The sequence below is a fragment of the Aneurinibacillus tyrosinisolvens genome, assembly GCF_001015055.1.
Taxonomy (GTDB): Bacteria; Bacillota; Bacilli; order Aneurinibacillales; family Aneurinibacillaceae; genus Aneurinibacillus_A; species Aneurinibacillus_A tyrosinisolvens.
On record NZ_BBWZ01000010.1, the window covers coordinates 126441 to 148270 of the forward strand.

Sequence of the window (21830 nt, forward strand, 5' to 3'; positions counted from 1 at the left end):
TTATTGACATTCTGCCATTTCTGACTATGATAGTAATATTAATATAAATGGAGGTTTAATATGGCAAAGGGTTCGCTGATCGTTGGTTGGGGTGAAATCATCGCGGGGCGTGAGAAGGCAGCACAGGCCACGCTCAACAATGCAATGCAATACTGTATACGATTGCAACAGGAAGGAAAAATCGACCGCTTTGAGGTAGTAGCTCTTGAACCTCATGGCAGTGATCTCAACGGCTTCGTCCTTATCACAGGCGACAAGGAGACCGTGGCCCAACTGCGAGCAGAGGACGAGTTTGTCTCGGTTATTGTTGGAGTGCAACTGGTACATCGGCATGTGAGGGTGGTTGGTGCCTATACAGGGGCTGAGTTGCAATCTTTGTTCGCGATGTGGGACGAACAAGAAGAGAAACTGCTCGTTGAATAAAATGGTTGTTTTAAGATTGAACTCCCATGGAAGAACGGATTTTTCTTGCATATTCTGTGGTGCCGCCCCTGCGGCATGGCTGGCTAACGGGAATCATTAGTGTACTAATGTCTGATAGCAACAATTATGTAAAAGAGCCACCCTATGTTTTAGGTGGCTCTTTTACATAGGAGGAAATTATTACGACAACTTATCCATGTAAAGGGCTAATGATATGTACTATGGATATCTCTTTCAATAAGTTTAATTTATTGATGTGATTATTTTTTATCATATGATTAAATATTTTCGTTTTAATAAGACCTTTATATCCAGATCCTTATGGATGGGTTTATGTCCCCAATCCAGTGTATCCGCCTGTTTTACGAAGAAAACGTCGATTTCTCTTCCATCAACTGCTCCACCGATATCATCTGCAATCTCTGATATATAGATAATAAAGGTCCAATTTTATTGAACTATCGGGCAGATTTGTGGAATAAAAAGATAAGATCGCGGTATTGCAACCATTTCATAAATTTATCGTCTAATCATTTTAGTATAATAAAGTCAATGGGGGGAACCACACTATGAGTCGACACGTTATATTTGGAAATGATGAGTTGGTTATTAGGTTTTCAGGACTAACTGCTCTTGCTGGGTTGAAACATGAACTGAAGATTCCATACAGTTCTATAAAAAATGTACAAGCTGGAAACTTCAAATTGCATTGGAATGCTTTACGATTATTTGGAACTTCCATACCAAACGGCTATAAAGCAGGGCGATTCATATACAAAGGACAGAAATACTTTTTATCCTATAATGATGCAAGTCAAGTCGTTGTTCTTGATCTAGAAGGATATGATTATGATAAAGTGGTAGTCCAAATTGGTACTCCAAAACAAATTAAACAAGCAATATTGAAGCGTTGCCCACAGCTAGCATAAGACAAAAAAGAAACCACTCTTTCCGATTTAGAATAGTGGTTTCTTTTTTGTTCAACTAACGAGCAGTAAAGTGAAATAAAGGAATTGAAAGGCTATTTAAAGAAATTGTTAGGAATAACCATTTATTTAAGGGAGGCATTGGAATGAACCTGAAAGCTGTATTATTAGAACAAATGGTTGCTTGTCATGAGCAAAAAAACTGGTTTGTACCCCTTAACGTTGCAATAGATGGACTCTCAGCAGAACAAGCTGCTTGGAAAACAGGGGATAGCAATTCCATCTGGCAAATAGTAAACCATCTTATTTTTTGGAATGAACGGTATTTGAACCTCTTCAAGAGTATTCCACTTTCCAAAGAAGAAGTTAACAATAATACTACATTTGGCAGTACGAATCCAAACGAAAATACTGAATGGCAATCCGTAGTATTACAGTTATATAGAGTAATGTCTGATTGGACTGATGCAATAAAACAATGTGATGAAGAAAAATTTCATCGTTCTGCATATAAAGAATCTAATGCACCATGGTCGTCAGTTATTGCTAATCTAAATATTCATAATGCATATCATATCGGACAAATCGTGGAATTAAGAAAAACACAAGGGGCATGGGATTCTAAAAATGGAGTTAATTGACCCTTCTTTACCTAACTAACGGGAATCGTTAGTTGAATAAGACATGGATTCAACTATTTATAATCTATAATCTGACTTATGCAAAAAACAGCTGCTATACTTAACAGCTGTTTTTTGCATAAAAGGATATTAATTTTGTGTTGTATTTGTTGTAGACTGTTGGGCTTGTTTTGCTTGGTGTTTAGCCTGTTGTTGTGCTTTTAATTGCTCAACCGTAATCCCTTTCTTTTGGGCAATTTTTTGAAGTTTAGCCTCACGTTTTGCTTTGGTTGCAGTGTGAATAGCTTGTTTAATTTGTTGAGGCGTTTTACCTGTCGTATCAATGTGTAGTTTAGCCGCTAGTTTATTCAAGCGTTCAACACGCTTTTGTTTTTTTGCCTGATGCTTTTCCTTTACTTGTTTATGAATGGCTTGTTTAATTTGTTTAGCAGTTGTCATGTTAGATGTATCAATTTTAAGTTTAGAAGCTCTGTCTTTGATTTTATCTAGATGTTGTACTTTTTGTTGAGTAGTTGCTTGGGTAGCTGCCGCAGTAGATATATCTGCCGCAAATACTGGACTAATTGACGCAAGAGCAAATACCGCACCTAATGAGGCTCCTATTACTTTCTTTTTTACATTTTTCATATTTGTTCCTCCTTATTATTTTCAATAGAGCTTGAAGCATTTATTAGGATACACTTGAAATGTTTCAGAAATATGTCAGTAGAAAATTATTTGGAGTTGGATACTATCTTAGACAGGACAACAAATTTTATTTGTTAGGCTAAAGGGAATCAATAGTGAATTACGGCTGTTTCGGCAGTCGTTTTTTATTTGTTCAACTATCGGGCAGGATAGTTGAGTAAGGGTAACAAAATCTTTCTGTTAAGAAAGGCTTTTTTATTTTTTTGTTGTAAATGCAACAAAAAAATATTATAATATTTTTTAAAAGTATTGGTTAGTAAAAGAAATTGATGGAGTTGCATATATGAAGGAAATCCTACGTGAAATTGGAATGATTGCCAGGGCATTAGATTCTATAAGCAATATAGAATTTAAAGAATATGACCTTACAAAAGGGCAGTATTTGTACCTTGTCCGAATATGTGAAAACCCAGGAATAATTCAAGAAAAGTTAGCTGAAATGATTAAAGTAGACCGAACAACCACATCTCGTGCAATAAAAAAACTTGAAATTAATGGCTTTATTGAAAAGAAAGAAGATAAACATAATAAAAAAATTAAAAAACTCTTTCCAACAGAGAAAGGGAAAAATGTTTATCCTTTTATAAAAAGAGAAAATGATTATTCCAATATCGTTGCATTAGAGGGATTTTCCGAAAGAGAAGTAGAAACCATTTTCAATCTTCTTCAAAGAGTAAGAAAAAATGTAGAAAAAGACTGGGAATTTGTAAAAAAGGGAAACAAGAGAAATTATTGATTATATAAAGGAGCGACATATTTAAATGGCTATAAATATAAAAAAGTGTACCCTTGAAGATTCACGCAAACTTCAAGAAATTAGTTATGAAACATTTAATGAGACATTTAAGCATCAGAATTCACCCGAAAATATGAATGCCTATTTGGAAAGGGCATTTAACTTAACACAATTAGAAAAAGAATTATCCAATATTTCTTCGCAATTCTTTTTTGTTTATTTCAATAATGAAGTCGCTGGATATTTAAGGGTCAATTCCAATGATGCTCAGTCTGAAGAAATGGGTGATGAATCACTTGAAATCGAGAGGATTTATATAAAGAACAAATTTCAAAAACAGGGGCTTGGTAAATATCTGCTAAATAAAGCTATGGAAATTGCGATGGAACGTAATAAAAAGAAAATCTGGTTAGGCGTATGGGAAAAAAATGAAAATGCTATTGCTTTTTATAAGAAAATGGGGTTTGTTCAAACTGGAGCCCACTCTTTTTATATGGGTGATGAAGAACAAATGGATTTTATCATGACCTATTCCATATCCGAGAGGTGATACCTATGTATATTCCTTCGCATTTTCAAATCGAAGATGAAAAAATCGCTTACGAAATTATAAAAGAACATAGTTTTGCGACCCTTTTTTCACAACATAATGGAATGCCCTTTGCTACTCATTTACCTTTAATTTTGGACAAGGAGAACCAATACTTATATGGTCATCTTGCTCGTCCGAATCCTCAGTGGAAAGATATTAGTAATCAAGTGGTCTTAGCGGTTTTTCATGGTCCTCATTGCTATATCTCTCCCTCATGGTACGAGACGAATAAAGCAGTGCCAACATGGAATTATGTGACTGTTCATGTATACGGAGAAGCTGAACTTATTCATGTTGAGCAAGAGTTAATGGATTCCTTACATGAGATGGTATTGAAGTATGAAGCAACTGATAGCCCATATAGATTGCAAGATGTAGACGCTGACTTTATTGCCGGAATGAACAAAGGTGTTCAAGGATTTAGAATTAAAATAAACAAGATAGAGGGCAAAGCGAAGTTAAGTCAAAACCATCCAGTAGACCGACAAGAACTTGTCATCAATCAACTGGAACGGATTTCAAGTGAGGATGAACAAAAGATAGCCTCTCTAATGAAAGCAAACCTAAAAAAATAACGTTTTGTTATTAAGCTACCATGAAAATTTATCTTGCTCAAAATCTAAAAAAGGCAATACAAAAATAGACCCAGCTAAAATGCTTTTTAAAAAAAGGCTGAGCCTCTTGGTGATACTTCGATATGTAATTACATGCTACTTAGAAGTAACTCCCTTCCAATATAGGTATAGAAAAAGGCTAGGCTGGTGCAACAACCAAAATAGGGTTAATCTCCCATGAAGTGCTACCCATATAGGGCGCGACAGTCTGTGATGCACCGTGGTCGCTGGAGTCAGACTAACGGTTGGGCTCTATGGCACCATAGCTCATCGACCTTCCTCTCCCAGCCGTACTATCAGTATGAACACAAAATAACACAAAATTCAAATTTTCATAATCTGTGGTGCAGCGCTTGCGCTGCATGGGTGGCTAACGGGCAGGTTAGTTCCAATATGTGTTAATATAGTTTATGTAAGACCAATAAATTAACACGGGCTAACCCAGGTGATTTGTATTAGTTTAACCCACGAATTTTTCCTTCTAAGCAACGATTTTGATTTGAATGACAGATATGAGATTATACGGGGTGTAAAAAAACGCCGGTGACCTTAAGCAGGTGACCGGCGTTTCCATATTAGCGTTTCGGCATTTTGCTCTCATCCATGTACAGCAGGTTCCAGCGGTGACCGTCCAGGTCGGCAAATCCTGCGCCGTACATCCAGCCGTCAATTTCACTCGGCTTGCCAAAGATGCTTCCTCCGGCAAACTCTACTTTTTGAATAAAGGCATCTACTTCTTCTCTGCTTTCAGCGCCAATGGAAAATATTACTTCTGCGCTATGGGAAGTATCTGCGGTTTTTGAACCTGTAAATTTCTCAAACGCCGCATCCGGGAACAGCAGAATCGTTGTTTGGCCTATGGCAAGCTTGGCTCTCTCGTTACCAACGCTCACCGCATGGAATCCAATCTCATTGAAAAAGGCAGTTGACCTCTCAACATCTTTGACCGGCAGGTTAATCCAAATCTTCTGTGACATGGCTGTAGCCTCCTGGAATATATTTTCAACTACTCCTACTATACTCTACTTCTGGCAGCAGAAGCGAATCTTATAAAAGAAACCGCAAGGTATGACATTCCTGTCATGCATCCTGCGGTTTCCTTAGTAAACTTATTTACTTGTCTGCTCCAGCATCGTCTCCGTCAAGGTATCGATCTGGCCAAGAATGGATTTCGCATCAAAGTAGAAGTGCATTTTGTAATCCAGCGGAAACATTGCCGTTCTTAACGGCCGGAAGTCCTTGCCAGATTTTGCTTTCGGTAAGAGCCTTAAGCTGCTCTTCAGATGTTTCCGTATACGAATGGTACAGAACTAATCGGTATACATGGGCTGAGAAGTCTGTAGTATCAGATGAAGTTATTCAATACATGACGGACTTTTTGAACTAGTTACCTTCATATAACCCCGAAACAAAAGAAAGTCACAAAGGGTTAAATTACTATGGGGTAACCGTTATTAATAAGCCGGGAGCAGAAAAGCTAATAAAGATATTAAATAAATGGCTTAAACTAATCGAAGTTAGTCGAAAAAGAAGCCCTTTACCAATTACATTCGGACTCTTCCGTTCTCCCTTTTAAATTTGTTCATTTCTCAATAAGCTGGTTATCTTCCTACAACATACATGTAACCGTCAAATATCCAGGAGCATTTGGTATAAACAGAAAATTAGATCTCAATTATACGCAGAAAGTAATCGCATTTAAGCATGAGACGGGTCCAGACAACTTCAGTTCTAAGTAATAAGTAAGACCCCACAATTGAACTCCCTCGATATGATTTAGTTTTCTCACTCAGACTCATGAATTCGCAGGATTTCATCCTTAGTTCAGATTAGATAAAGAAGGAGGCGGAGGAGCCAGTAGCTTGGAACAACTGAAAGGGCGTGCAGGAATAAAGGTGAGAAGTCAATCACCCAATTTGTTCCATATGCTGCACGTCTCCATGTCGCCCCTAGCGATTTTCGCTCCCATGTCTCAACGGGTCTAAGCCCTTTCATTCCTTCGTCACATCTAACTAAGGGGTGGAGGTCGGTTTTTCTAACGGAACGGGTCCGAGCCCTTTTGCTTAATTTCTCCCGATACCCCGTGCTTCTTGTCCATCCTGCGAATGCATCAGCCGATGAAATAACGTTCTTAAGCTGCTTGAGAAAATACTTTAGCCGAATCGTAAGCTTCGCTGGTCTTGGCTAGGCCAACAAGCATTCGAGCTACTTTACCGCATAACTTCATAATGGATTTCATTTTCTTGAGCTTCTTCATGAGGATCCGCAGCTCTTCGTAAGCCTCCGGTTTAAACCGTGCAGGCGAGTAGTGCGGTTTTTGATCATGTCGGCGATGACAAGAGCATCCTTGCGGTCGCTTTTGGATGGCGTGTTGTCACGGTTTTCCTTATTCTTTTTGACGAGATGGGGATTTACAAGAACTGCTTCGATTCCTTTGTCCTGGAGCCAGCGAGCCAGGCTAAGCCAATAGAGTTATACAATCCTCTCTAATAAATCTCCCACTTTTTCTGCCATTTCCTGCGGTGGATAAGGCATGCCATTTTTTAGCCACCATTCCACTACACCTACGTAAGCATTTGCAACAAATTCGACAACTACATCTTCGCTTTGACCAAAATTTTTGCCTTTTGTTATATCCACGTCTTTTTTGAACTCTTCGATATTGAATTTAAGGAACCGACTACGAAAATATCGTGCTCCTTCACTCGCCAACATCGTCGAAAAAAATAAATAATTACTTTCAAGATATTCCATGCAGTGTACTGTCGATTCAATCCAATCCATTTCAGCTTCCGACTCACAAAGGTTAACCATGTTATTGATATGTTCTTCTATGATCTTATCCAACACATCAAATTTATCCAAGTAATGAAGATAAACAGTTGCACGGTTAATATTTGCCCTGTCAGAAATATCCTGAACGGTAATGCTATCGAAATTTTTTTCTGACATCAATTCAAGAAATGCTTTTTTTATTGCTTCCTGAGTTCTAACAATTCTTCTATCTACTTTTGCCATGTTATTAACACCTTATCTTTTATAAGAAAGTCGACAATTTTTATTGATTTGTTGTATAAACAACAAAACTGATTAAATTAACGATTTCTATGCCTTGTTTTGTTTATAGTTATATTATAAATTATTGACAGATGTCAAGAAAACATCAATTGTAAATTTCATTTAATATGAAAGGATGTTTTTTAATATGTCAAACTATATTTTTGAGTTAAGCGATAAGATGTCCCGTGTGGCACGCAACGGTTTTAAGGACTCGTTGACCGAAGAAGAACGCAACAGAATACTCGATGCAGTTGCCGAACAACGCTATGCGGATTTTGAGGGCAACCCGCCAGCGCTTACCGATCGAGGAGCACCTATTGGATTTGACAATAATACAGACCCTATCGGTCGTGAGTTTGGCGAGTTCTATTCTACACCTCGCGGGTACCACCCAAATTCAATTACTCAATTTACTGTGACAAGCAGCATGTCATTTATGAACTTCTCTCTGCTTACGCACATTAAATCGATTTCGCCGCGACCAATTTTGTTCATCATGGGCGAGCACGCTCACTCACGATACTTTAGTGAAGATGCTTACGAATTGGCGGCAGAACCCAAAGAGCTGTACATCGTTCCAAATGCAGGACACGTTGATTTGTATGATAAGACGGATTTGATTCCATTCGACAAGTTGGAAGCATTCTTTACCGAGAATTTGAAGTAACAATCGTTTCAAAGTAAAAGAAATCATCTTAAGGGTAACGCTCATTAGAGTTAGAATTTTAAACGACAATTCTCGTTTCATTGGCGGACACTTCTTCTCACAAGAAGACTTACAACGATTTTAGATTATTGGAGGTTTTATTAATGATTACTGCTAAAGCACGAGCTGTTGATGGTCCAAACAAACCGTTTCGAGCGGCTGAAATTAAAAGACGCGATCTTGATTCGCATGATATTCTGATTGAAATTAAATATGCAGGCATTTGCCATTCTGACATCCACACTGCTCACGGCGAATGGGGTCCCGTGAACTATCCACTCGTACCTGGACACGAGATTGCAGGAATTATCACGGATGTAGGAGCAGAGGTCACAAAGTATAAGGTCGGTGACCGGGTAGGGGTCGGATGTATGGTTGACTCCTGTGGCGAATGTGAGAACTGTCGTAAAGGAGAAGAACAATACTGCTTAAATGGAATGATTCCTACCTACGCTGGCGTTGACAAATACGGCGAGCCTACACAAGGTGGCTATTCTACCCACATTGTCGTAACTGAGGACTTCGTAGTGAGAATTCCTGATAACATCGGGCTTGATGTCGCAGCTCCATTACTTTGCGCAGGTATTACGACATATTCGCCGCTAAATCGTTGGGGAGCTGGTCCAGGTAAAAAAGTAGCGGTTGTTGGTATGGGTGGTCTTGGTCATATGGCTGTCAAAATTGCACACGCAATGGGTGCCGAGGTCACTGTTCTTTCACAATCATTGAAGAAAAAGGACGATGGCTTGCAATTCGGCGCAGACAACTACTATGCCACAAGCGATCCAGAAACATTCAAGAAACTTGCCGGAACCTTTGACTTAATTATTAACACGGTAAGTGCAAAGATTGACATGGATTCTTATTTCTCACTACTCACTCTTGACGGCACCTTAGTTAACGTTGGCGCTCCTGGAGAACCATTGTCACTAAACGTGATGTCTCTCATCGGTCATCGCCGTTCATTTGCAGGTTCAATGATTGGCGGCATCCGTGAGACTCAGGAGATGTTAGAGTTCTGTGCAAAACATAACATTACTCCTAAAATCGAAGTGATTTCGGCAGACCAAATCGACGAAGCTTACGAACGTGTATTAGCTTCAGATGTGAAGTATCGATTCGTGATTGACATCAGCACAATGTAAGTTGCTTAAAAGTGGAATTAAGACTCAGATAAAATCAGCATAAGGGCATTTTTTTTGGTATTTTCAATAGTTTTGGAGGTATATTTTTTGGCTAAACAAAACAACTTGCTTATATTTATATTAACCATAGGAGTCTTTGGCATCTTAAATACCGAAATGGGGGTTATTGGGTTATTGCCTTCCATTGCTGGTCACTTTAATGTCAGCATATCAAAAGCAGGATGGCTGGTGAGTCTTTTTGCTCTTACTATTGCTGTATCTGGACCAACGATGCCGTTATTGTTTTCCGGGATAAATCGTAAGAAGGTCATGTTACTTGTATTAGGAGTTTTCATTTTAGGAAACATTGTATCCATATTTACATCTAACTTTACCATTCTATTAATTGCTCGTATAATTCCAGCCTTTTTTCATCCAATTTATTGTTCTTTGGCATTTACAGTAGCAGCTTCCTCAGTAAGTAAAGAAGAAGCTCCAAAAGCTGTTTCTAAAGTATTTATAGGAGTATCTGCTGGTATGGTAGCCGGCGTACCGATCGCAAGTTTTATTGATAGTGCCGTTTCGTATGAAATGGCGATGGCATTCTTTGCTGTTGTTAACTCTATTGTATTCATTGCTACATTGATTTTTGTACCATCTATGCCTATTGAGAGGTGTCAATACTTCGGTAACATACAAATTCCTCATCTCGAAACCACGGATGAGAATGTATTCATTTGGAATCAATTTGAAAGAGCTTTATACGCATTTACAATAGTGTAAAATGTCTTTTTTTACACCGAAATTTCACCTTTATGCAATTTAATATTCAGTTTAAGATATCCCAAGCAAATTGCTTATTGTACGACGGGAATCGTTAGTGCAATAACATTCTTAACGAAATCAACCTAATATACACGAATAAAGCCACCCAACTTTACGGGATGGTTTTATTCGTCTATGTAGCTGAACGAAATTTAAATTATATTAAAAAAGAGTAATGAAAAACGATGCTTTTTAACAACAAAAAACCTTATCGTATAGGCAAGGCTTAATCGTTTTTGGTGAGTGGATTATTTTCCATCCCAGTCAATTTCATTCGTATGATTTAATCCCTCATAAGCAGATTCAAACTCTTCAAGTGTCTTCCAAATCAAAACTAATGTCTTGTCATCTGGAGGGAAATCAAAATCATTCATTTGCTTTATAGAATCCATTTCTTTTTGAATTACTCTATCTAATGCCATTTTTAATAGTGTTAGTTCAGAAGAAAATTCTAATTCGATTTTTCCCTTTTCATATTCGCCATTTTGGTCACGTTTTACATGAACCTTTATATTAATCACCTACTCCATCAAATTCGTTTTCAATCTCACGAAGCTTCTTTTCTGCTTCTTCTTTACGTGCTAAATTATAACCCTCAGAAAAAGTAAACCTAATCATATCCTTTAAAAGTACATAATCACGCTCATCCAATTGGACACCGTGGATCGCTAAAAATTCCATAAATCCTTTTATACACTCTTGAAGTTTCTTTTCATATTCTAAACTCATATCATTCACCCTTTCTGTTTTTGGATTTTAATGTGATTTCCTGACTTTGATTTATGTTCTCCGCTTAAAATAACCACTTTGGAATTATACTGGTATGTACCTTGCACCCACCCAAGCAAAGGGTGCAACACTTTAATTGGTCTACCAGCTGTAAGAGGTAATTTCTCTCCGCTTTCTGTGATGATATGACCGCTACCGTTTACATTTTCAAAATTATCCTCTTCGTTATTCATCTTATCGCCTCTTTTAAATTCTCCCACTAAAAAGCAGGGATAAATAAGAATCTTGATTAAGGACTCTACTTTTGTATCTTAATTATATATCTCCATAGTTTAAATTGCATATTCCATGCGGAATTACTAATTCCCCTGAGCCTTGATAAACACCATTATCCCATCCATGTAAAGGATAAAGTAATTTGACTGCTTGTCCATCTGTCATAATTAATCGTCTACCCAAAAAGGGAGTATGGTAGGTTCCTACCTGCGTATGATGATACGTTCGTTGGAGAATCCACCTAGATGGATTATAAAAAGACCCAAACATCGATAAAAGATGTTGGGTCTTTTTTGTGTCATTCCTTGTCGTACTATTCTTTGCCTTCAGCATCCGGCTCTTTCGGTTCGTCCTCCGTATCCGGCTCTGCGGTTCTCGCTTCCATGATGGTACAGATTACTTCTTCCGGATCGGTGTGCAGCGTCACACCAGTTGGCAGTGTCAAATCGCGCGCATGCAGGACGTCGCCCACAGTAAGGTTTGCGATGTCGTGTATGATAGATTCCGGAACGTTGGTCGGCAGGTAGCGTACTGCGACTTCTCGCGTTTGCTGCTGAACCATCGCACCTTCGCCATCCAATGCTTGCAGACCATCTAGCACAACCGGCACTTCGGTATTTATTGGCTCTTTTAAGTTCACGGCGTACATGTCGATGTGCAATGGACGGTGATTCATCGTTTCACGGGAAATTTCGTTAATCATAGCCGGAACGTGCTCGCCTTCCAAATTCACATCAACAAGAATGTTACCATGTCCTTCTAATTGGAGGCATTCAAAAATGAAAACCGGATCGAGAATCCGGTTTTTTAATCTAATCTAATAAGATATCTTCCAAAATTTCTTGTGCAAGTGATTGAGCGCAATGACAATCGGTACGAGAGGTCTGACAGGAAAAACAAACCTCTTGAGACATCATTTCTTTCCATTGAAGCACTTTGGGTGCCGTATTTGGAGGAAAGTTGGTCAATTTAAACGGCATGGAACGTCACCCTTTTTGTTTAGTATTTTCTGTTTCATTCCGCTTTTTTATGCAGTTCTAGAAAAAAGTATTTTATATGGATTATTTGGGAAAGTCGTCGTTTAATCTTGAATTGAGAAGTTCACATTCACTCAATTATCTAATTTACCTCCAAAATATTTACTTAAATCTCCAAAGTTCAATCACTGATAATCATAAGCTTCCATATTTTATCCATCAGGAAAAAGATATTGAAATCGATGATTTTCCGAATATTTTTAGGGAATTATGGAACTCCATTGTGAGGAACTACTCGAACGAAGGAGCAGTGTTTTTTGACCCTTTTTTGACAAAGGACAGGAAATAATATAACCAAAATGATTATAAGTAAGTAGTGTCTCTGATATTCAACTGGAATCGATAGTTAAATAAAAGAACAATTTTATTGAACAAAGCCTTTCTTCTAGTGGACTTTAAATCCCAACTTTTTATAACTTACATCTAAGAATCAAACATAAAAACTCCCCCAAGGAAATCCATTGGAAGGGAGTTAAGTGAAGTTAAATCTAAGTGAGGCGTTATTATGTTTCCCATTAAATTAAATTCTATACAAAAATCCCTTCTAGAGAAAAAGGGAAATACAAGTGTAAAAATCGTGATTTAACCGTTACTTGATATTGTTCCCACCTAAGGGCAATGGTAAGGATAAAATCATCCTCATATGCTTAGTCCGTAAATAGGAATTTTAAACCACCTGAATGTAATCAGGGGGTTAACGAAAGCTGAGGTCTGGTATCAACAAGAATATAAATAAAGACAAACAAAGAGGCCATTCACATGGAAGTGGTCTTTTGTTGTACTTTTAGGTTTCTTAGTAGTGCGTATAAAAAATAATAAAATGCAAAGTATAAATTTTGAAGTTAAATTTAAGAAAAGGGAGTTTAATCGATATGCCAAGGAAACTACACATTGCAATAATGACTTTAATGCTAACAGCCGCAGTAGGAACTCAGGTTTTTGCTGAAGATATGGGTACTACAAGTGGTACTGGCACTCGAGGTGGTTACGGTACAACGGGTACAGGCGCGCCTGGTGGTTACGGTACAACAGGTACAACAGGTACTCGAGATGGTTACGGTACAACGGGTACAACAGGTACTCGAGATGGTTATGGTACAACAGGTAATACAGCCAGAACTAGGGCTACAGCTGCTCCTAGCAGAGGTCGCAATTGGGGATGGATAGGTTTATTAGGGTTGATAGGTCTTGCTGGGGCTCGTGGTGGAAACAAAACCCCTGGGAATAACCGTAGCTAATTTGTAAAAATATTGTTATCTAAAGATAAAAGGTTTATTACAACCACTCCTCGGAGTGGTTTTTATTTTATTAAAATAAAGCATGGATTTTATTGCACTATGCTGAAAATTCACTTCTGAAAATCCCGATGGGTGGCTAACGGGAGGCAAGTTCAATAAGAGGGGGTAAATGGAATTGGTTGATATACATACAATACCCTTTGCTAAAAAAGGAAATCGTTCTAGCTGTTTTGACCTCTTGGAAAGTATTGAAGACTTTGTATATCAGATTACATCAAAAATGAAACTGAAGCTGTGTATGCTTGCCAAGAAACATTGGTAGAAATGTATAAGGATATTCAAAGTTATAAAGAAAGCACTGAATTTTTAATAGGGGTAAGACAAAAGGCAGTTAATACATCCATTAAGAGATATGCAATAAATAAGAACCAGGAGCGAGCTTATTTACCTAATGGGAATCAATAGTGAAGTACGGCTGTTTCGGCAGTCGTTTTTTTTGATTTCTCAAACCATGGAAATCGTGACGAGGAACTTTTTTCTTGCTGCAACTCCATGCTTCTATTCCATCTATATTATGAAAATTCAGCTTGTTTCACATGCTTCCAGAAGGGAAAAGTATAGTATCCTAACGAACAGCAAGAAAGGTGGAGGTAACATGGATCGGAATTATCTCGTAAAAGAATATGATACCGAGACGAGTTGCGAAATATTGGCTTCACTCAGGAAGAGGCAGAACGTTATGAAGCCAAACTGGATGAGGGAAAAGTCCTGTTAGTTGTGAAAGGTTAATCATAACGGCACTGATACCACTCTGATTTAACCGTTTGTTTTTTACAGGGAAAGGGTAAAGGGAAATATGCTGATTTAGAGCTTATCAGCATTCAGGTTGCTCATAGTCCTCCCTTTGAAACGGTTTGAAGGGCTTCATTACTTTGGGTAATCGCTTATCACGGTTGCCGCTCTTTCTATCGTTACAAATGACTGTTCCGTTCGTATCCCTTTTAAAGTGAAAAAGTATACGTACTGAAATGACGTATTAACCTAAAGGAGAGTGAAGGAAAAATGAATACAAATCTTTTTGTAAAAGAATATATGAATGCAACCCAGGCATATGAGGCTGTAAACAAACTAAAAGAGAACGGATATGAAAAAGATAATATGTATGTTTTTGCCCATGACAGTAATGTTGCTAGTCAATTAGTTGATAAAACGGATGCAAACAAGGTAGGAGTCGTGGAAAAAGGGGTTATGGATACGGTAGCTAATTTGTTTAAAAGCCGGGGGGATGAATTACGAAATGAATTTGAAAATCTCGGTTTTTCTCCAATAGAGGCAAATCAGTATGAATCCAAGCTAGATGACGGCAAAGTCCTTGTTGTGGTGAAGAACTACAACAAGGATGTTGGACTCTTTCTCTAATTAAATAGCATGAAAGAGCCTAAAAGCCGTTCCTTAAGCAGGAACGGCTTTTCTTCCGTTTGTACAATGATGATTACCTAAAGTAAAGCGGTTGTTTTATCTCCCATCCCTCTAGAGTCACCAATTCTCCGGTGAGGTATCTGTTTTTTTCTCCGGTAGAATGCCCGGGGTGGTCTCTGGTCTATCTGACGTAGGTGGTTATGTTCCTTATAAATCTATTCACCGGTCGCCGAGGGCGAGTTTGAATAAAGGAACCAGCATGAAACCAGAACTCTTAATCAATGTGTTTATCCTTCAAATTCTTCATTCACTTTATGAATTGTAAGCAGGTTGGAATTGGATAAGGGGACTTGTAATAAGCCCTCTTTTTTTTCATTAAATTGAAAGTTGTTGAACCTCTAACGGGAATCTATAGTTCAATAACTAAAGGCGGATTATTCTATGGATAGCTTTTGATACGAAATGGTTCATGATGGAACTTTATATACCGTTATACAGTTTGCTTTTTAAATGTAAGGTTTCTCGACAGGGAATCATTTATTCTTACAGTCTTTCTTTACGCAGAAGAAACTGGCTATGTACATCACGCAATGCGGCGATCAGGGCATTTTGTGCCTTGCCTTGATAATTCTGCAGAATACGTTCCGTCATTTCCTCTACCCCGTCCTGCAAGCTGCAGCCACGGAGAAGCTGCCCGAAGAAATGTCTCCCATGCTCCGTTGCCAGCGTACAGGAAGCCTCGAGAATAACGTGGTATTTTACGTCCGCTTCTACTGTGATTGTCAACGTGTCAAATACGCTGCGCGCCGCCATTCCCTGCGGTAATTTCGCATGGCCGGCGATAAAATACGTTTTTCCTGTAAACATAAAATCCCCTTCTCCCAGAAGCTTTATATGTTTAATCTTAATAGGTTTTCCCTCGTTATGTCAATTTTCACAAATTAGTAGTGCAAACCATCGATTTTTCGCTATAATGATGGAGTAGGAGTATCGGGAATAATACATCGGAATAGTTGGAATTATAAAAAGAAAGGAGCGGGGTGAGACATGAAGAAAGGCGTCCTTGTGATTAGCCACGGTTCGCGAAATGCATCATGGATACAGAAAGTCCATGAATTGGTGTCACAGGTCGATACTGAGCTGCCTGTCGAAGCCGCTTTTCTCGACATGGTGGAAGGGTACGGTATCCGTGACGGTGTGGAAAGGCTGGAGGCGCAGGGCGTCCGGGAGATTCTTGCCGTCCCGCTCTTTGTGTCCAGCGGCAGTACGCACCTCAACGAGATTCAATATATGCTTGGCCTCATTCCTGAACCGGCGATTGAGACCGAACTGCGGCCTTTTTCTATGAAGGCTCGCATGACATGGGCAGGTCCGATGGATGATCACCCGGAAGTCCGGAATATTCTCAGAGACCGAATTAAGGAAGTGTCGACCGACCCGGCAGAAGAAGCGCTCATGCTTGTCGCGCACGGCAGCGGTATCCCGGGTTTTAAGGAAAAGTGGCTTTCGATCCTGGAACGATGCGCCTCAGACCTGGGCAGCGAAATGGGCTTTAAGCGGGCAGTGTACGCCACCATTCACCCGGATACCGTCCAGGAGCGTGCCGCTGAGGCGGCCGGTACAGGCCGCCTCGTTGTTATCCCGCTTTTTTTAAGCACAGGGTATTACACTGATAAGGTGATTCCGCAGAAACTATCGGACATTCCCCACCGCTATAGCGGGCGGGCGTACCTGCCTGACAACAGGGTAGCGGCGTGGATCGAGGAGAGAATCTCTTCTTTTACCGATACCGATTAAAGCAAATGGTGTCCCATCGCCTTTTCCACGCGGGAAAGGTGCTGCTCAATCATGCGCTTCGCTTTGGCGGCATCCCTGGCCTTAATCGCCAGAAAAATATCATGGTGCTCCTGATAAAGCCGGGTTGCCAGTTCCGCTTTATTATACAGCCACAGGTTCCGGGTATCGCGGATCGTATGATTCATTGCCTCTGACATGCTTTCCATCATCTTCTGGAGGAAAGGGTTTTTTGTCGCCTGGGCAATGGCCGTATGAAAATGAATATCGTAAATACGGCTCATTTCCTCGTCTGAAGTCGAAGCCGCCATTTTATTTATAATGTCCTCTAACACTTCAATATCACTGTCGTCATGGTACTGGGCGGCCAGTTCCGCGCAGCCGGATTCAACGATTTTACGCACCTGCAGCAGGTGTTCTAATTCCTCCCGGTTGCCGGCAATAAGGGGAGGAATCGTTTTCAGAGCGGCAATGGCATCTTTCTTTATGTATGTCCCTTCCCCCTGTTTTGCCTCAATTAATCCTTTGGCTTTGAGCCGGGTAAGCGCCTCGCGGATCGTCGATTTGCCGACGCCATACTGCTGGGCCAGCTGATCGATTGTGCTCAGCTTTGTACCGGGTTCAAGCACGCCTTCTTCAATCATTTTCTCTAATTCTTCCGCTACAACTTCATAGCTCTTTTTCACAAGACTCATAGACTGTCCTCTTTCCCAGTGTGTTGTTTCCTTATCTATACTCTACACAATTTTCAGTTTTTATGATAGAGTTAACTATGATAAATTCATCAGATGACCTGCTGAATTTGTAAAGGAGGATGTTTTATGGAAAAGGAAGCAAAAGGCCAGCTCCGCGGCATCGTAGGAAAGGATTATTTCCTCGATTCGCCGAATGAGCTCTACGTATACTCTTATGATGCAACCCCTTTATACCAGGCGATGCCTGACGCGGTGGTGATGCCGGGGAGCGTGGAAGAAGTCGCGGCGATTATGAAAGTCGCTACTCAGTACCGCATTCCAATCGTATCCCGTGGCTCCGGCAGCAACTTATGCGGGGGTACCGTGCCGGTTGACGGCGGAATTGTGATGGTTACAAACCGCTTGAATCAGTTTAAAGAAATCGATCAGCAGAACTTAACGGCTACGTTCGGACCGGGTGTCATTACACAGGACGTCCACAAAGCGGTCGAAGCGCTCGGGCTTTTCTATCCGCCGGATCCAGGAAGCATGCGGATTTCCACCATGGGCGGCAATGTGGCGGAGTGCGCCGGCGGTATGCGCGGATTGAAATACGGCGTAACAAAGGATTACATTATGGGCCTTGAAGCGGTGCTGCCAAGCGGAGAAGTTCTTCGTGTAGGAGGCAAAAGCGCAAAAGACGTAGCAGGGTATGATATTACGAAGCTGCTGGTTGGTTCGGAGGGGACGTTAGCCGTCGTCACTGAAATTACGGCGAAATTGTTACCGCTTCCAACGGCGAAGCAAACGCTCGTGGCTTACTACAATGATCTGACAGATGCAGCGCGGACGGTCCAGCGCGTCATCGCAGCGAAGATTATCCCGGCCACGATGGAATTTCTTGACCAGGCGACGATGGTCGTAGTCGAAGACTTCGCACGGATTGGCCTTCCTCTTGATATGCAGGCCATGCTGATTATTGAACAGGATGGAACTGAGCTTCAGGTGGAACACGACATTGCGCGCATTGCGGACCTCTGCCGTGCCGAAGGAGCAACCGAAGTGAGTGTTGCACAGACGGCGGAAGAAGGGGCGAAGCTGATGGCTGCCCGGCGCGCTGCCCTGTCAGCGCTTGCACGGGTAAAACCGACGACCATTCTCGAGGACGCAACCGTTCCGCGGGCAAACCTTGCCGAGATGGTAGAGCAGGTGAATCGAATCGCCAAGCAGTACGATTTGCAGATTTGTACATTTGGGCACGCGGGCGACGGGAACCTGCACCCGACCTGCCTGACGGATGAACGGGATACGGAAGAAATCCACCGTGTGGAGCAGGCGTTTGAAGACATTTTCCATGCGGCGATTAAGCTCGGAGGCACGATTACAGGCGAGCATGGAGTCGGGATGGCCAAAGCCGGATACCTGGACCTGAAGGTCGGCCCGGTTGGAATGGACCTGATGAAGCGGGTGAAAGAAGCGTTTGATCCGCACGGCATTATGAACCCGGGGAAAATCTTTGCGAAGAGTTCAAGAAGAAGAGTGGTGGTGAAAACGCATGCTTGCGAACATGAACACAGCCATAACTAAAGAACAGGAAACAGGGCCGGCGTGTGATGAGATGAATCCATCTCTCCTCTCCAAGTTTAATATGGATGAGATTATGAACTGTATGCAGTGCGGCTTCTGCCTGCCTGCCTGCCCGACGTACCGCCAGACCGGAAAAGAAGTGGCGAGCCCGCGCGGCCGTATCGCTCTTATGAAGGGGATCGCCGACGAGAAGCTCCAGGTAGATAACGAGTTTGAGGACAACATGTACCTCTGCCTTGGCTGCCGTGCGTGTGAAACGGCCTGCCCGGCGGGTGTTCCGTACGGAAGCCTTGTCGAGACGGCGCGTGAAGTGGTCGAGACAACGAAAAAAGACGAGAAAAGAGCTCCGTTTATCCGCGATATTATTTTCAACAAAGTGTTCCCGCATCCAAAGCGGATCGAGAAGCTCGGAACCGCCCTGTGGGCCGCCCAGTCGGCAGGCCTGCAGACGGTGGCGCAGAAAACCGGACTCATTAACATTCTGCCGCGCCCGATGGCGGAAATGCAGAAGGCAGTGCCGAAAATCGCTTCCCCTGCAGAGCGCCGCAAGCGCCAGCTGGTGATGCAGCCGGAAAACAAACCGGCCGCATTAAAAATTGCCATGTTCAAAGGCTGTATTATGGACGTTATGTTTTACGAAACAAACCAGGCCACCGCGCGCGTACTGGCGAAAGCCGGGTGTGAAATCGTCTTCGTAGAGGATGAAGTATGCTGCGGGGCGCTTCACGCACACGCCGGAGAAAAAGACGGTGCCATTGAACTGGCGAAGCGGAACATCATCGCTTTTGAGAAGGCCGGCGTGGATTTTATCGTGAACAACGCGGGCGGCTGCGGCGCGGCCCTGAAGGAATACCACCACTGGTTCCATGACGATCCGGAATGGAAAGAGCGGGCGATGGCGTTCGTTGCGAAAACACGCGATGCCAATGAACTGCTTGCCGAGCTTCCAGAAATCGAGTTCAGCAAACCGATGGATATGCGCGTTACGTACCAGGATTCGTGCCATTTGGCGCATGGACAGGGCGTGCGCAACCAGCCGCGCCAGCTCATTCGCAGCATCCCGGGCGTAGAATACGTGGAGATGATGGACGCGGATAGCTGCTGTGGTTCGGCCGGGATTTATAACATTACGAACTTCGATATGTCGATGCAAATCCTGGACGGCAAGATGGTGAACGTGAAGCAGACAAAAGCGCACCTCATTGTCACATCGAACCCGGGCTGCCTGCTGCAGATGAGGCAGGGCATTATCCGGGCCGGTATGGAAGGCCAGATGGAAGCAGTCCACATTATGGACCTGCTTGATCGGGCGCTCTAGAAAAAAATAATGTTATCCCGCCTGCATTTGCATGTAAGGCGGGTTTTTTATTTCCTTTCCAAAAACCACCTTACTTTCCGGTTGAAATCCTTGGCGTTTTCTATGTTGGACATATGCCCGGTTCGCGGCAGAATTTCAATCTCCGCGCATGGGATTTTTCTGTACATGGATGTTTGCAAGACTGGCGGAGTCACTCTATCGTGGCTTCCTCCAATCAGGAGAACAGGGACTTTAATCTCAGGGAGCAAATCGCGGAAGTCCGCGTATGCCCCGGCCTTGGCCGACGGCATGTAGGTCTCACGGCGAATATAAAAAGCCGATCTCAATTGCTTTCGTAAATCCGGATTAAACAGGTTAAACAAGCATTCATTGATGACCTGTTCGATATATACCTTAGTAGTCATTACGCCCAGCTTCCAATAACATCTCCAGAGGGAGGCTTCAGCGACCGGGCGGGGAATGTACGCAAAAGTATTGACTAAAATAAGGGACTTCACTCGTTCAGGAGCCATCCTGTACATTTCCTGGGCAACCAGTCCGCCGAGGGAAAGACCGCAGATATGTGCATTTTCTATACCGAGCTTATCCATCAGTTCAATGATGTCCCGGGCGAAGGCAGCCAGGGATATATTCTCTATAACCGGTGATTCATCGTGGCCCCGCAGAGCGGGACAGATGAGGCGGTATCCATTCATGAGTTCATACTGCGGAGCCCATGCGCTTCTTAAACAGCCAAGTCCATGAATAAAAAGGATAGGTTCTCCGCTTCCAACATCATCGTAAATCCATTGCTTTTCGCCAGCCGCTCTGGCCCAGCTTCCTTCCATGTCCATTCGCCTCCGCTCCTTGTACAGCATAAACATAATGCTTCTCAATTCTATTACTTTCTTCTTCCCGCTTTTTTTACGGAAGAACCAGGTATCCTGCCGCTTTTACAAAATCTTCAACTTTTCGGCAATAGAACAAAATCAAAAAGCTAGCTGGTAACGGAGACCGGCCTTTTGATTAAAGCATTTGAAATTGACTTGCCTTTCAATTGTATATCTATTCCTGTGCTCGTACTCTATCGCCGGGGTGCAGTTCATAGGTGCCCTGTGGAATAATCACTCTGCTGTTTCCCTGGTAAATCCCTGGCAGCCACCCGTGCTCAGGATGGAGCAGCTTAACGGCCTCTCCAATCGTAAGATTGATAAGTTTGTCATCGTCGGCCGCTATTTTAGCGCCGCCGTTAAGAGGGGTGAAAGGGCCTTCAATGTAATTCATAGATGTCACTCCCTTCAATATTGCTTGCTTTCTCTTATATAATATTATTACCACTCATATTACAAATTGAACCAGTTTAAGGGAAAATAATCCATTGTCTTTGGGTAATATTTATATGGAAAGGGACATCCAGCTGCGTGCTCCTTTTTACCGGGGAAATT

25 protein-coding genes and 3 pseudogenes are annotated in these 21830 nt (G+C 41.8%); 15 read left to right on the forward strand and 13 right to left on the reverse strand.

Going from position 1 to position 21830, the window contains the following annotated elements; genetic code table 11:
• The first annotated feature begins 60 nt into the window (after positions 1–60).
• Complete coding sequence (locus MBEAL2_RS11830; protein WP_047152499.1) at positions 61–423, forward strand: hypothetical protein; 363 nt, start codon at positions 61–63, stop codon at positions 421–423.
• A gap of 270 nt (positions 424–693) precedes the next feature.
• On the opposite strand, the gene MBEAL2_RS33980 is transcribed toward MBEAL2_RS11830, so the two are convergent.
• Positions 694–861, reverse strand: coding sequence for a 3D domain-containing protein (locus MBEAL2_RS33980; RefSeq protein ID WP_369405499.1), 168 nt, complete (start codon positions 859–861; stop codon positions 694–696).
• A 131-nt stretch (positions 862–992) separates the two neighbouring features.
• Here MBEAL2_RS33980 and MBEAL2_RS11835 point away from each other — a divergent pair, with 131 nt between their 5' ends.
• Both MBEAL2_RS11835 and MBEAL2_RS11840 read left to right on the forward strand, forming a co-directional pair.
• A complete protein-coding gene (locus tag MBEAL2_RS11835) occupies positions 993–1352 on the forward strand; it encodes a PH domain-containing protein (RefSeq protein ID WP_047152500.1) in 360 nt (119 codons plus the stop codon).
• Positions 1353–1495: 143 nt separating this feature from the next.
• Positions 1496–1990 (forward strand): DinB family protein, encoded by a 495-nt coding sequence (locus MBEAL2_RS11840; RefSeq protein WP_047152501.1) that lies wholly within the window; start codon positions 1496–1498, stop codon positions 1988–1990.
• A gap of 129 nt (positions 1991–2119) precedes the next feature.
• Here the strand turns inward: MBEAL2_RS11840 and MBEAL2_RS11845 are convergent, their stop codons facing one another.
• The gene (locus MBEAL2_RS11845; protein ID WP_047152502.1) at positions 2120–2617 is read right to left on the reverse strand and encodes a hypothetical protein; all 498 of its coding nucleotides are present in this window, start codon (positions 2615–2617) and stop codon (positions 2120–2122) included.
• Positions 2618–2960: 343 nt separating this feature from the next.
• Between MBEAL2_RS11845 and MBEAL2_RS11850 the strand changes: the two genes are divergently transcribed.
• Genes MBEAL2_RS11850 through MBEAL2_RS11860 form a run of 3 tightly spaced genes read left to right on the forward strand, consistent with a single transcriptional unit; the run spans position 2961 to position 4580 of the window.
• A complete protein-coding gene (locus MBEAL2_RS11850) occupies positions 2961–3413 on the forward strand; it encodes a MarR family winged helix-turn-helix transcriptional regulator (RefSeq protein WP_047152503.1) in 453 nt (150 codons plus the stop codon).
• Positions 3414–3438: 25 nt separating this feature from the next.
• On the forward strand, positions 3439–3963 hold the full coding sequence (gene paiA / locus MBEAL2_RS11855; protein WP_047152504.1) for a spermidine/spermine N(1)-acetyltransferase: 525 nt from the start codon (positions 3439–3441) through the stop codon (positions 3961–3963).
• A 5-nt stretch (positions 3964–3968) separates the two neighbouring features.
• Positions 3969–4580: an FMN-binding negative transcriptional regulator gene (locus tag MBEAL2_RS11860; RefSeq protein WP_047152505.1), complete on the forward strand. Its 612-nt coding sequence runs from the start codon at positions 3969–3971 to the stop codon at positions 4578–4580.
• Between the two features lie 614 nt (positions 4581–5194).
• Here MBEAL2_RS11860 and MBEAL2_RS11865 read toward each other — a convergent pair.
• The 3 genes and pseudogenes from MBEAL2_RS11865 to MBEAL2_RS11875 form a co-directional block, all read right to left on the reverse strand.
• A complete protein-coding gene (locus MBEAL2_RS11865; protein ID WP_047152506.1) occupies positions 5195–5596 on the reverse strand; it encodes a VOC family protein in 402 nt (133 codons plus the stop codon).
• Positions 5597–6873: 1277 nt separating this feature from the next.
• Positions 6874–7088, reverse strand: a pseudogene (locus MBEAL2_RS30180) (IS110 family transposase); the annotation flags it as partial.
• A 3-nt stretch (positions 7089–7091) separates the two neighbouring features.
• Complete coding sequence (locus MBEAL2_RS11875) at positions 7092–7637, reverse strand: TetR-like C-terminal domain-containing protein (protein WP_047152508.1); 546 nt, start codon at positions 7635–7637, stop codon at positions 7092–7094.
• A gap of 187 nt (positions 7638–7824) precedes the next feature.
• On the opposite strand from MBEAL2_RS11875, the gene MBEAL2_RS32835 reads away from it, so the two are divergent.
• From MBEAL2_RS32835 to MBEAL2_RS11890, 3 genes and pseudogenes are all read left to right on the forward strand, one after another.
• Complete coding sequence (locus MBEAL2_RS32835; RefSeq protein ID WP_236692790.1) at positions 7825–8346, forward strand: alpha/beta hydrolase; 522 nt, start codon at positions 7825–7827, stop codon at positions 8344–8346.
• Between the two features lie 143 nt (positions 8347–8489).
• Positions 8490–9530 carry an NAD(P)-dependent alcohol dehydrogenase gene (locus MBEAL2_RS11885; protein WP_047152509.1) on the forward strand — a complete coding sequence of 347 codons (1041 nt, stop codon included), beginning with the start codon at positions 8490–8492 and terminating at the stop codon, positions 9528–9530.
• Between the two features lie 87 nt (positions 9531–9617).
• A pseudogene (locus tag MBEAL2_RS11890) lies at positions 9618–10199 on the forward strand (MFS transporter); the annotation flags it as partial.
• Positions 10200–10582: 383 nt separating this feature from the next.
• Here the strand turns inward: MBEAL2_RS11890 and MBEAL2_RS11895 are convergent.
• From MBEAL2_RS11895 to MBEAL2_RS11910, 4 genes are all read right to left on the reverse strand, one after another.
• Positions 10583–10855 carry a hypothetical protein gene (locus MBEAL2_RS11895; protein ID WP_047152510.1) on the reverse strand — a complete coding sequence of 91 codons (273 nt, stop codon included), beginning with the start codon at positions 10853–10855 and terminating at the stop codon, positions 10583–10585.
• Positions 10848–11063, reverse strand: coding sequence for a hypothetical protein (locus tag MBEAL2_RS11900; RefSeq protein WP_047152511.1), 216 nt, complete (start codon positions 11061–11063; stop codon positions 10848–10850). Before MBEAL2_RS11900 ends, MBEAL2_RS11895 begins: the two co-directional genes overlap by 8 nt.
• 5 nt (positions 11064–11068) lie before the next feature.
• A complete protein-coding gene (locus MBEAL2_RS11905; protein WP_047152512.1) occupies positions 11069–11296 on the reverse strand; it encodes a hypothetical protein in 228 nt (75 codons plus the stop codon).
• A gap of 356 nt (positions 11297–11652) precedes the next feature.
• Positions 11653–12156, reverse strand: coding sequence for a 50S ribosomal protein L25 (locus MBEAL2_RS11910; RefSeq protein ID WP_082129906.1), 504 nt, complete (start codon positions 12154–12156; stop codon positions 11653–11655).
• 1128 nt (positions 12157–13284) lie between these two features.
• On the opposite strand from MBEAL2_RS11910, the gene MBEAL2_RS31750 reads away from it, so the two are divergent.
• The 3 genes and pseudogenes from MBEAL2_RS31750 to MBEAL2_RS11930 all read left to right on the forward strand — a co-directional run bounded on the left by MBEAL2_RS31750 (position 13285) and on the right by MBEAL2_RS11930 (position 15033).
• Positions 13285–13614 carry a hypothetical protein gene (locus MBEAL2_RS31750; protein ID WP_304511117.1) on the forward strand — a complete coding sequence of 110 codons (330 nt, stop codon included), beginning with the start codon at positions 13285–13287 and terminating at the stop codon, positions 13612–13614.
• A 693-nt stretch (positions 13615–14307) separates the two neighbouring features.
• Positions 14308–14403, forward strand: a pseudogene (locus tag MBEAL2_RS34345) (YflT domain-containing protein); the annotation flags it as partial.
• 273 nt (positions 14404–14676) lie between these two features.
• The gene (locus tag MBEAL2_RS11930) at positions 14677–15033 is read left to right on the forward strand and encodes a YflT domain-containing protein (RefSeq protein WP_047152517.1); all 357 of its coding nucleotides are present in this window, start codon (positions 14677–14679) and stop codon (positions 15031–15033) included.
• A gap of 543 nt (positions 15034–15576) precedes the next feature.
• Here MBEAL2_RS11930 and MBEAL2_RS11935 read toward each other — a convergent pair.
• Entirely contained in the window at positions 15577–15900 is a 324-nt protein-coding gene (locus tag MBEAL2_RS11935; RefSeq protein WP_047152518.1) for a DUF3870 domain-containing protein, read from the reverse strand.
• 180 nt (positions 15901–16080) lie between these two features.
• On the opposite strand from MBEAL2_RS11935, the gene MBEAL2_RS11940 reads away from it, so the two are divergent.
• Entirely contained in the window at positions 16081–16830 is a 750-nt protein-coding gene (locus MBEAL2_RS11940; protein ID WP_047152519.1) for a sirohydrochlorin chelatase, read from the forward strand.
• Here MBEAL2_RS11940 and MBEAL2_RS11945 read toward each other — a convergent pair.
• Positions 16827–17522, reverse strand: a complete 696-nt coding sequence (locus tag MBEAL2_RS11945) for a FadR/GntR family transcriptional regulator (RefSeq protein WP_047152520.1) — start codon at positions 17520–17522, stop codon at positions 16827–16829. The two genes, MBEAL2_RS11940 and MBEAL2_RS11945, sit on opposite strands and share 4 nt — an antisense overlap.
• Positions 17523–17648: 126 nt before the next feature.
• Between MBEAL2_RS11945 and MBEAL2_RS11950 the strand changes: the two genes are divergently transcribed.
• The gene (locus tag MBEAL2_RS11950; RefSeq protein WP_047152521.1) at positions 17649–19088 is read left to right on the forward strand and encodes an FAD-binding oxidoreductase; all 1440 of its coding nucleotides are present in this window, start codon (positions 17649–17651) and stop codon (positions 19086–19088) included.
• Positions 19057–20406: a (Fe-S)-binding protein gene (locus MBEAL2_RS11955; protein ID WP_369405497.1), complete on the forward strand. Its 1350-nt coding sequence runs from the start codon at positions 19057–19059 to the stop codon at positions 20404–20406. Before MBEAL2_RS11950 ends, MBEAL2_RS11955 begins: the two co-directional genes overlap by 32 nt.
• Before the next feature lie 47 nt (positions 20407–20453).
• On the opposite strand, the gene MBEAL2_RS11960 is transcribed toward MBEAL2_RS11955, so the two are convergent.
• Positions 20454–21239: an alpha/beta fold hydrolase gene (locus tag MBEAL2_RS11960; protein ID WP_052947678.1), complete on the reverse strand. Its 786-nt coding sequence runs from the start codon at positions 21237–21239 to the stop codon at positions 20454–20456.
• A gap of 211 nt (positions 21240–21450) precedes the next feature.
• Entirely contained in the window at positions 21451–21669 is a 219-nt protein-coding gene (locus tag MBEAL2_RS11965; protein ID WP_047152522.1) for a hypothetical protein, read from the reverse strand.
• Between the last annotated feature and the right edge of the window lie 161 nt (positions 21670–21830).

Excerpts from the sequence above, each read along its gene's own strand:
- MBEAL2_RS11830 (WP_047152499.1), top strand. The coding sequence starts at position 61 with ATGGCAAAGGGTTCGCTGATCGTTGGTTGGGGTGAAATCATCGCGGGG.
- MBEAL2_RS11835 (WP_047152500.1), top strand. The coding sequence starts at position 993 with ATGAGTCGACACGTTATATTTGGAAATGATGAGTTGGTTATTAGGTTT.
- MBEAL2_RS11840 (WP_047152501.1), top strand. The coding sequence starts at position 1,496 with ATGAACCTGAAAGCTGTATTATTAGAACAAATGGTTGCTTGTCATGAG.
- MBEAL2_RS11845 (WP_047152502.1), bottom strand. The coding sequence starts at position 2,617 with ATGAAAAATGTAAAAAAGAAAGTAATAGGAGCCTCATTAGGTGCGGTA.
- MBEAL2_RS11850 (WP_047152503.1), top strand. The coding sequence starts at position 2,961 with ATGAAGGAAATCCTACGTGAAATTGGAATGATTGCCAGGGCATTAGAT.
- paiA (WP_047152504.1), top strand. The coding sequence starts at position 3,439 with ATGGCTATAAATATAAAAAAGTGTACCCTTGAAGATTCACGCAAACTT.
- MBEAL2_RS11860 (WP_047152505.1), top strand. The coding sequence starts at position 3,969 with ATGTATATTCCTTCGCATTTTCAAATCGAAGATGAAAAAATCGCTTAC.
- MBEAL2_RS11865 (WP_047152506.1), bottom strand. The coding sequence starts at position 5,596 with ATGTCACAGAAGATTTGGATTAACCTGCCGGTCAAAGATGTTGAGAGG.
- MBEAL2_RS11875 (WP_047152508.1), bottom strand. The coding sequence starts at position 7,637 with ATGGCAAAAGTAGATAGAAGAATTGTTAGAACTCAGGAAGCAATAAAA.
- MBEAL2_RS32835 (WP_236692790.1), top strand. The coding sequence starts at position 7,825 with ATGTCAAACTATATTTTTGAGTTAAGCGATAAGATGTCCCGTGTGGCA.
- MBEAL2_RS11885 (WP_047152509.1), top strand. The coding sequence starts at position 8,490 with ATGATTACTGCTAAAGCACGAGCTGTTGATGGTCCAAACAAACCGTTT.
- MBEAL2_RS11900 (WP_047152511.1), bottom strand. The coding sequence starts at position 11,063 with ATGAGTTTAGAATATGAAAAGAAACTTCAAGAGTGTATAAAAGGATTT.
- MBEAL2_RS11905 (WP_047152512.1), bottom strand. The coding sequence starts at position 11,296 with ATGAATAACGAAGAGGATAATTTTGAAAATGTAAACGGTAGCGGTCAT.
- MBEAL2_RS31750 (WP_304511117.1), top strand. The coding sequence starts at position 13,285 with ATGCTAACAGCCGCAGTAGGAACTCAGGTTTTTGCTGAAGATATGGGT.
- MBEAL2_RS11930 (WP_047152517.1), top strand. The coding sequence starts at position 14,677 with ATGAATACAAATCTTTTTGTAAAAGAATATATGAATGCAACCCAGGCA.
- MBEAL2_RS11935 (WP_047152518.1), bottom strand. The coding sequence starts at position 15,900 with ATGTTTACAGGAAAAACGTATTTTATCGCCGGCCATGCGAAATTACCG.
- MBEAL2_RS11940 (WP_047152519.1), top strand. The coding sequence starts at position 16,081 with ATGAAGAAAGGCGTCCTTGTGATTAGCCACGGTTCGCGAAATGCATCA.
- MBEAL2_RS11945 (WP_047152520.1), bottom strand. The coding sequence starts at position 17,522 with ATGAGTCTTGTGAAAAAGAGCTATGAAGTTGTAGCGGAAGAATTAGAG.
- MBEAL2_RS11950 (WP_047152521.1), top strand. The coding sequence starts at position 17,649 with ATGGAAAAGGAAGCAAAAGGCCAGCTCCGCGGCATCGTAGGAAAGGAT.
- MBEAL2_RS11955 (WP_369405497.1), top strand. The coding sequence starts at position 19,057 with ATGCTTGCGAACATGAACACAGCCATAACTAAAGAACAGGAAACAGGG.
- MBEAL2_RS11960 (WP_052947678.1), bottom strand. The coding sequence starts at position 21,239 with ATGGACATGGAAGGAAGCTGGGCCAGAGCGGCTGGCGAAAAGCAATGG.
- MBEAL2_RS11965 (WP_047152522.1), bottom strand. The coding sequence starts at position 21,669 with ATGAATTACATTGAAGGCCCTTTCACCCCTCTTAACGGCGGCGCTAAA.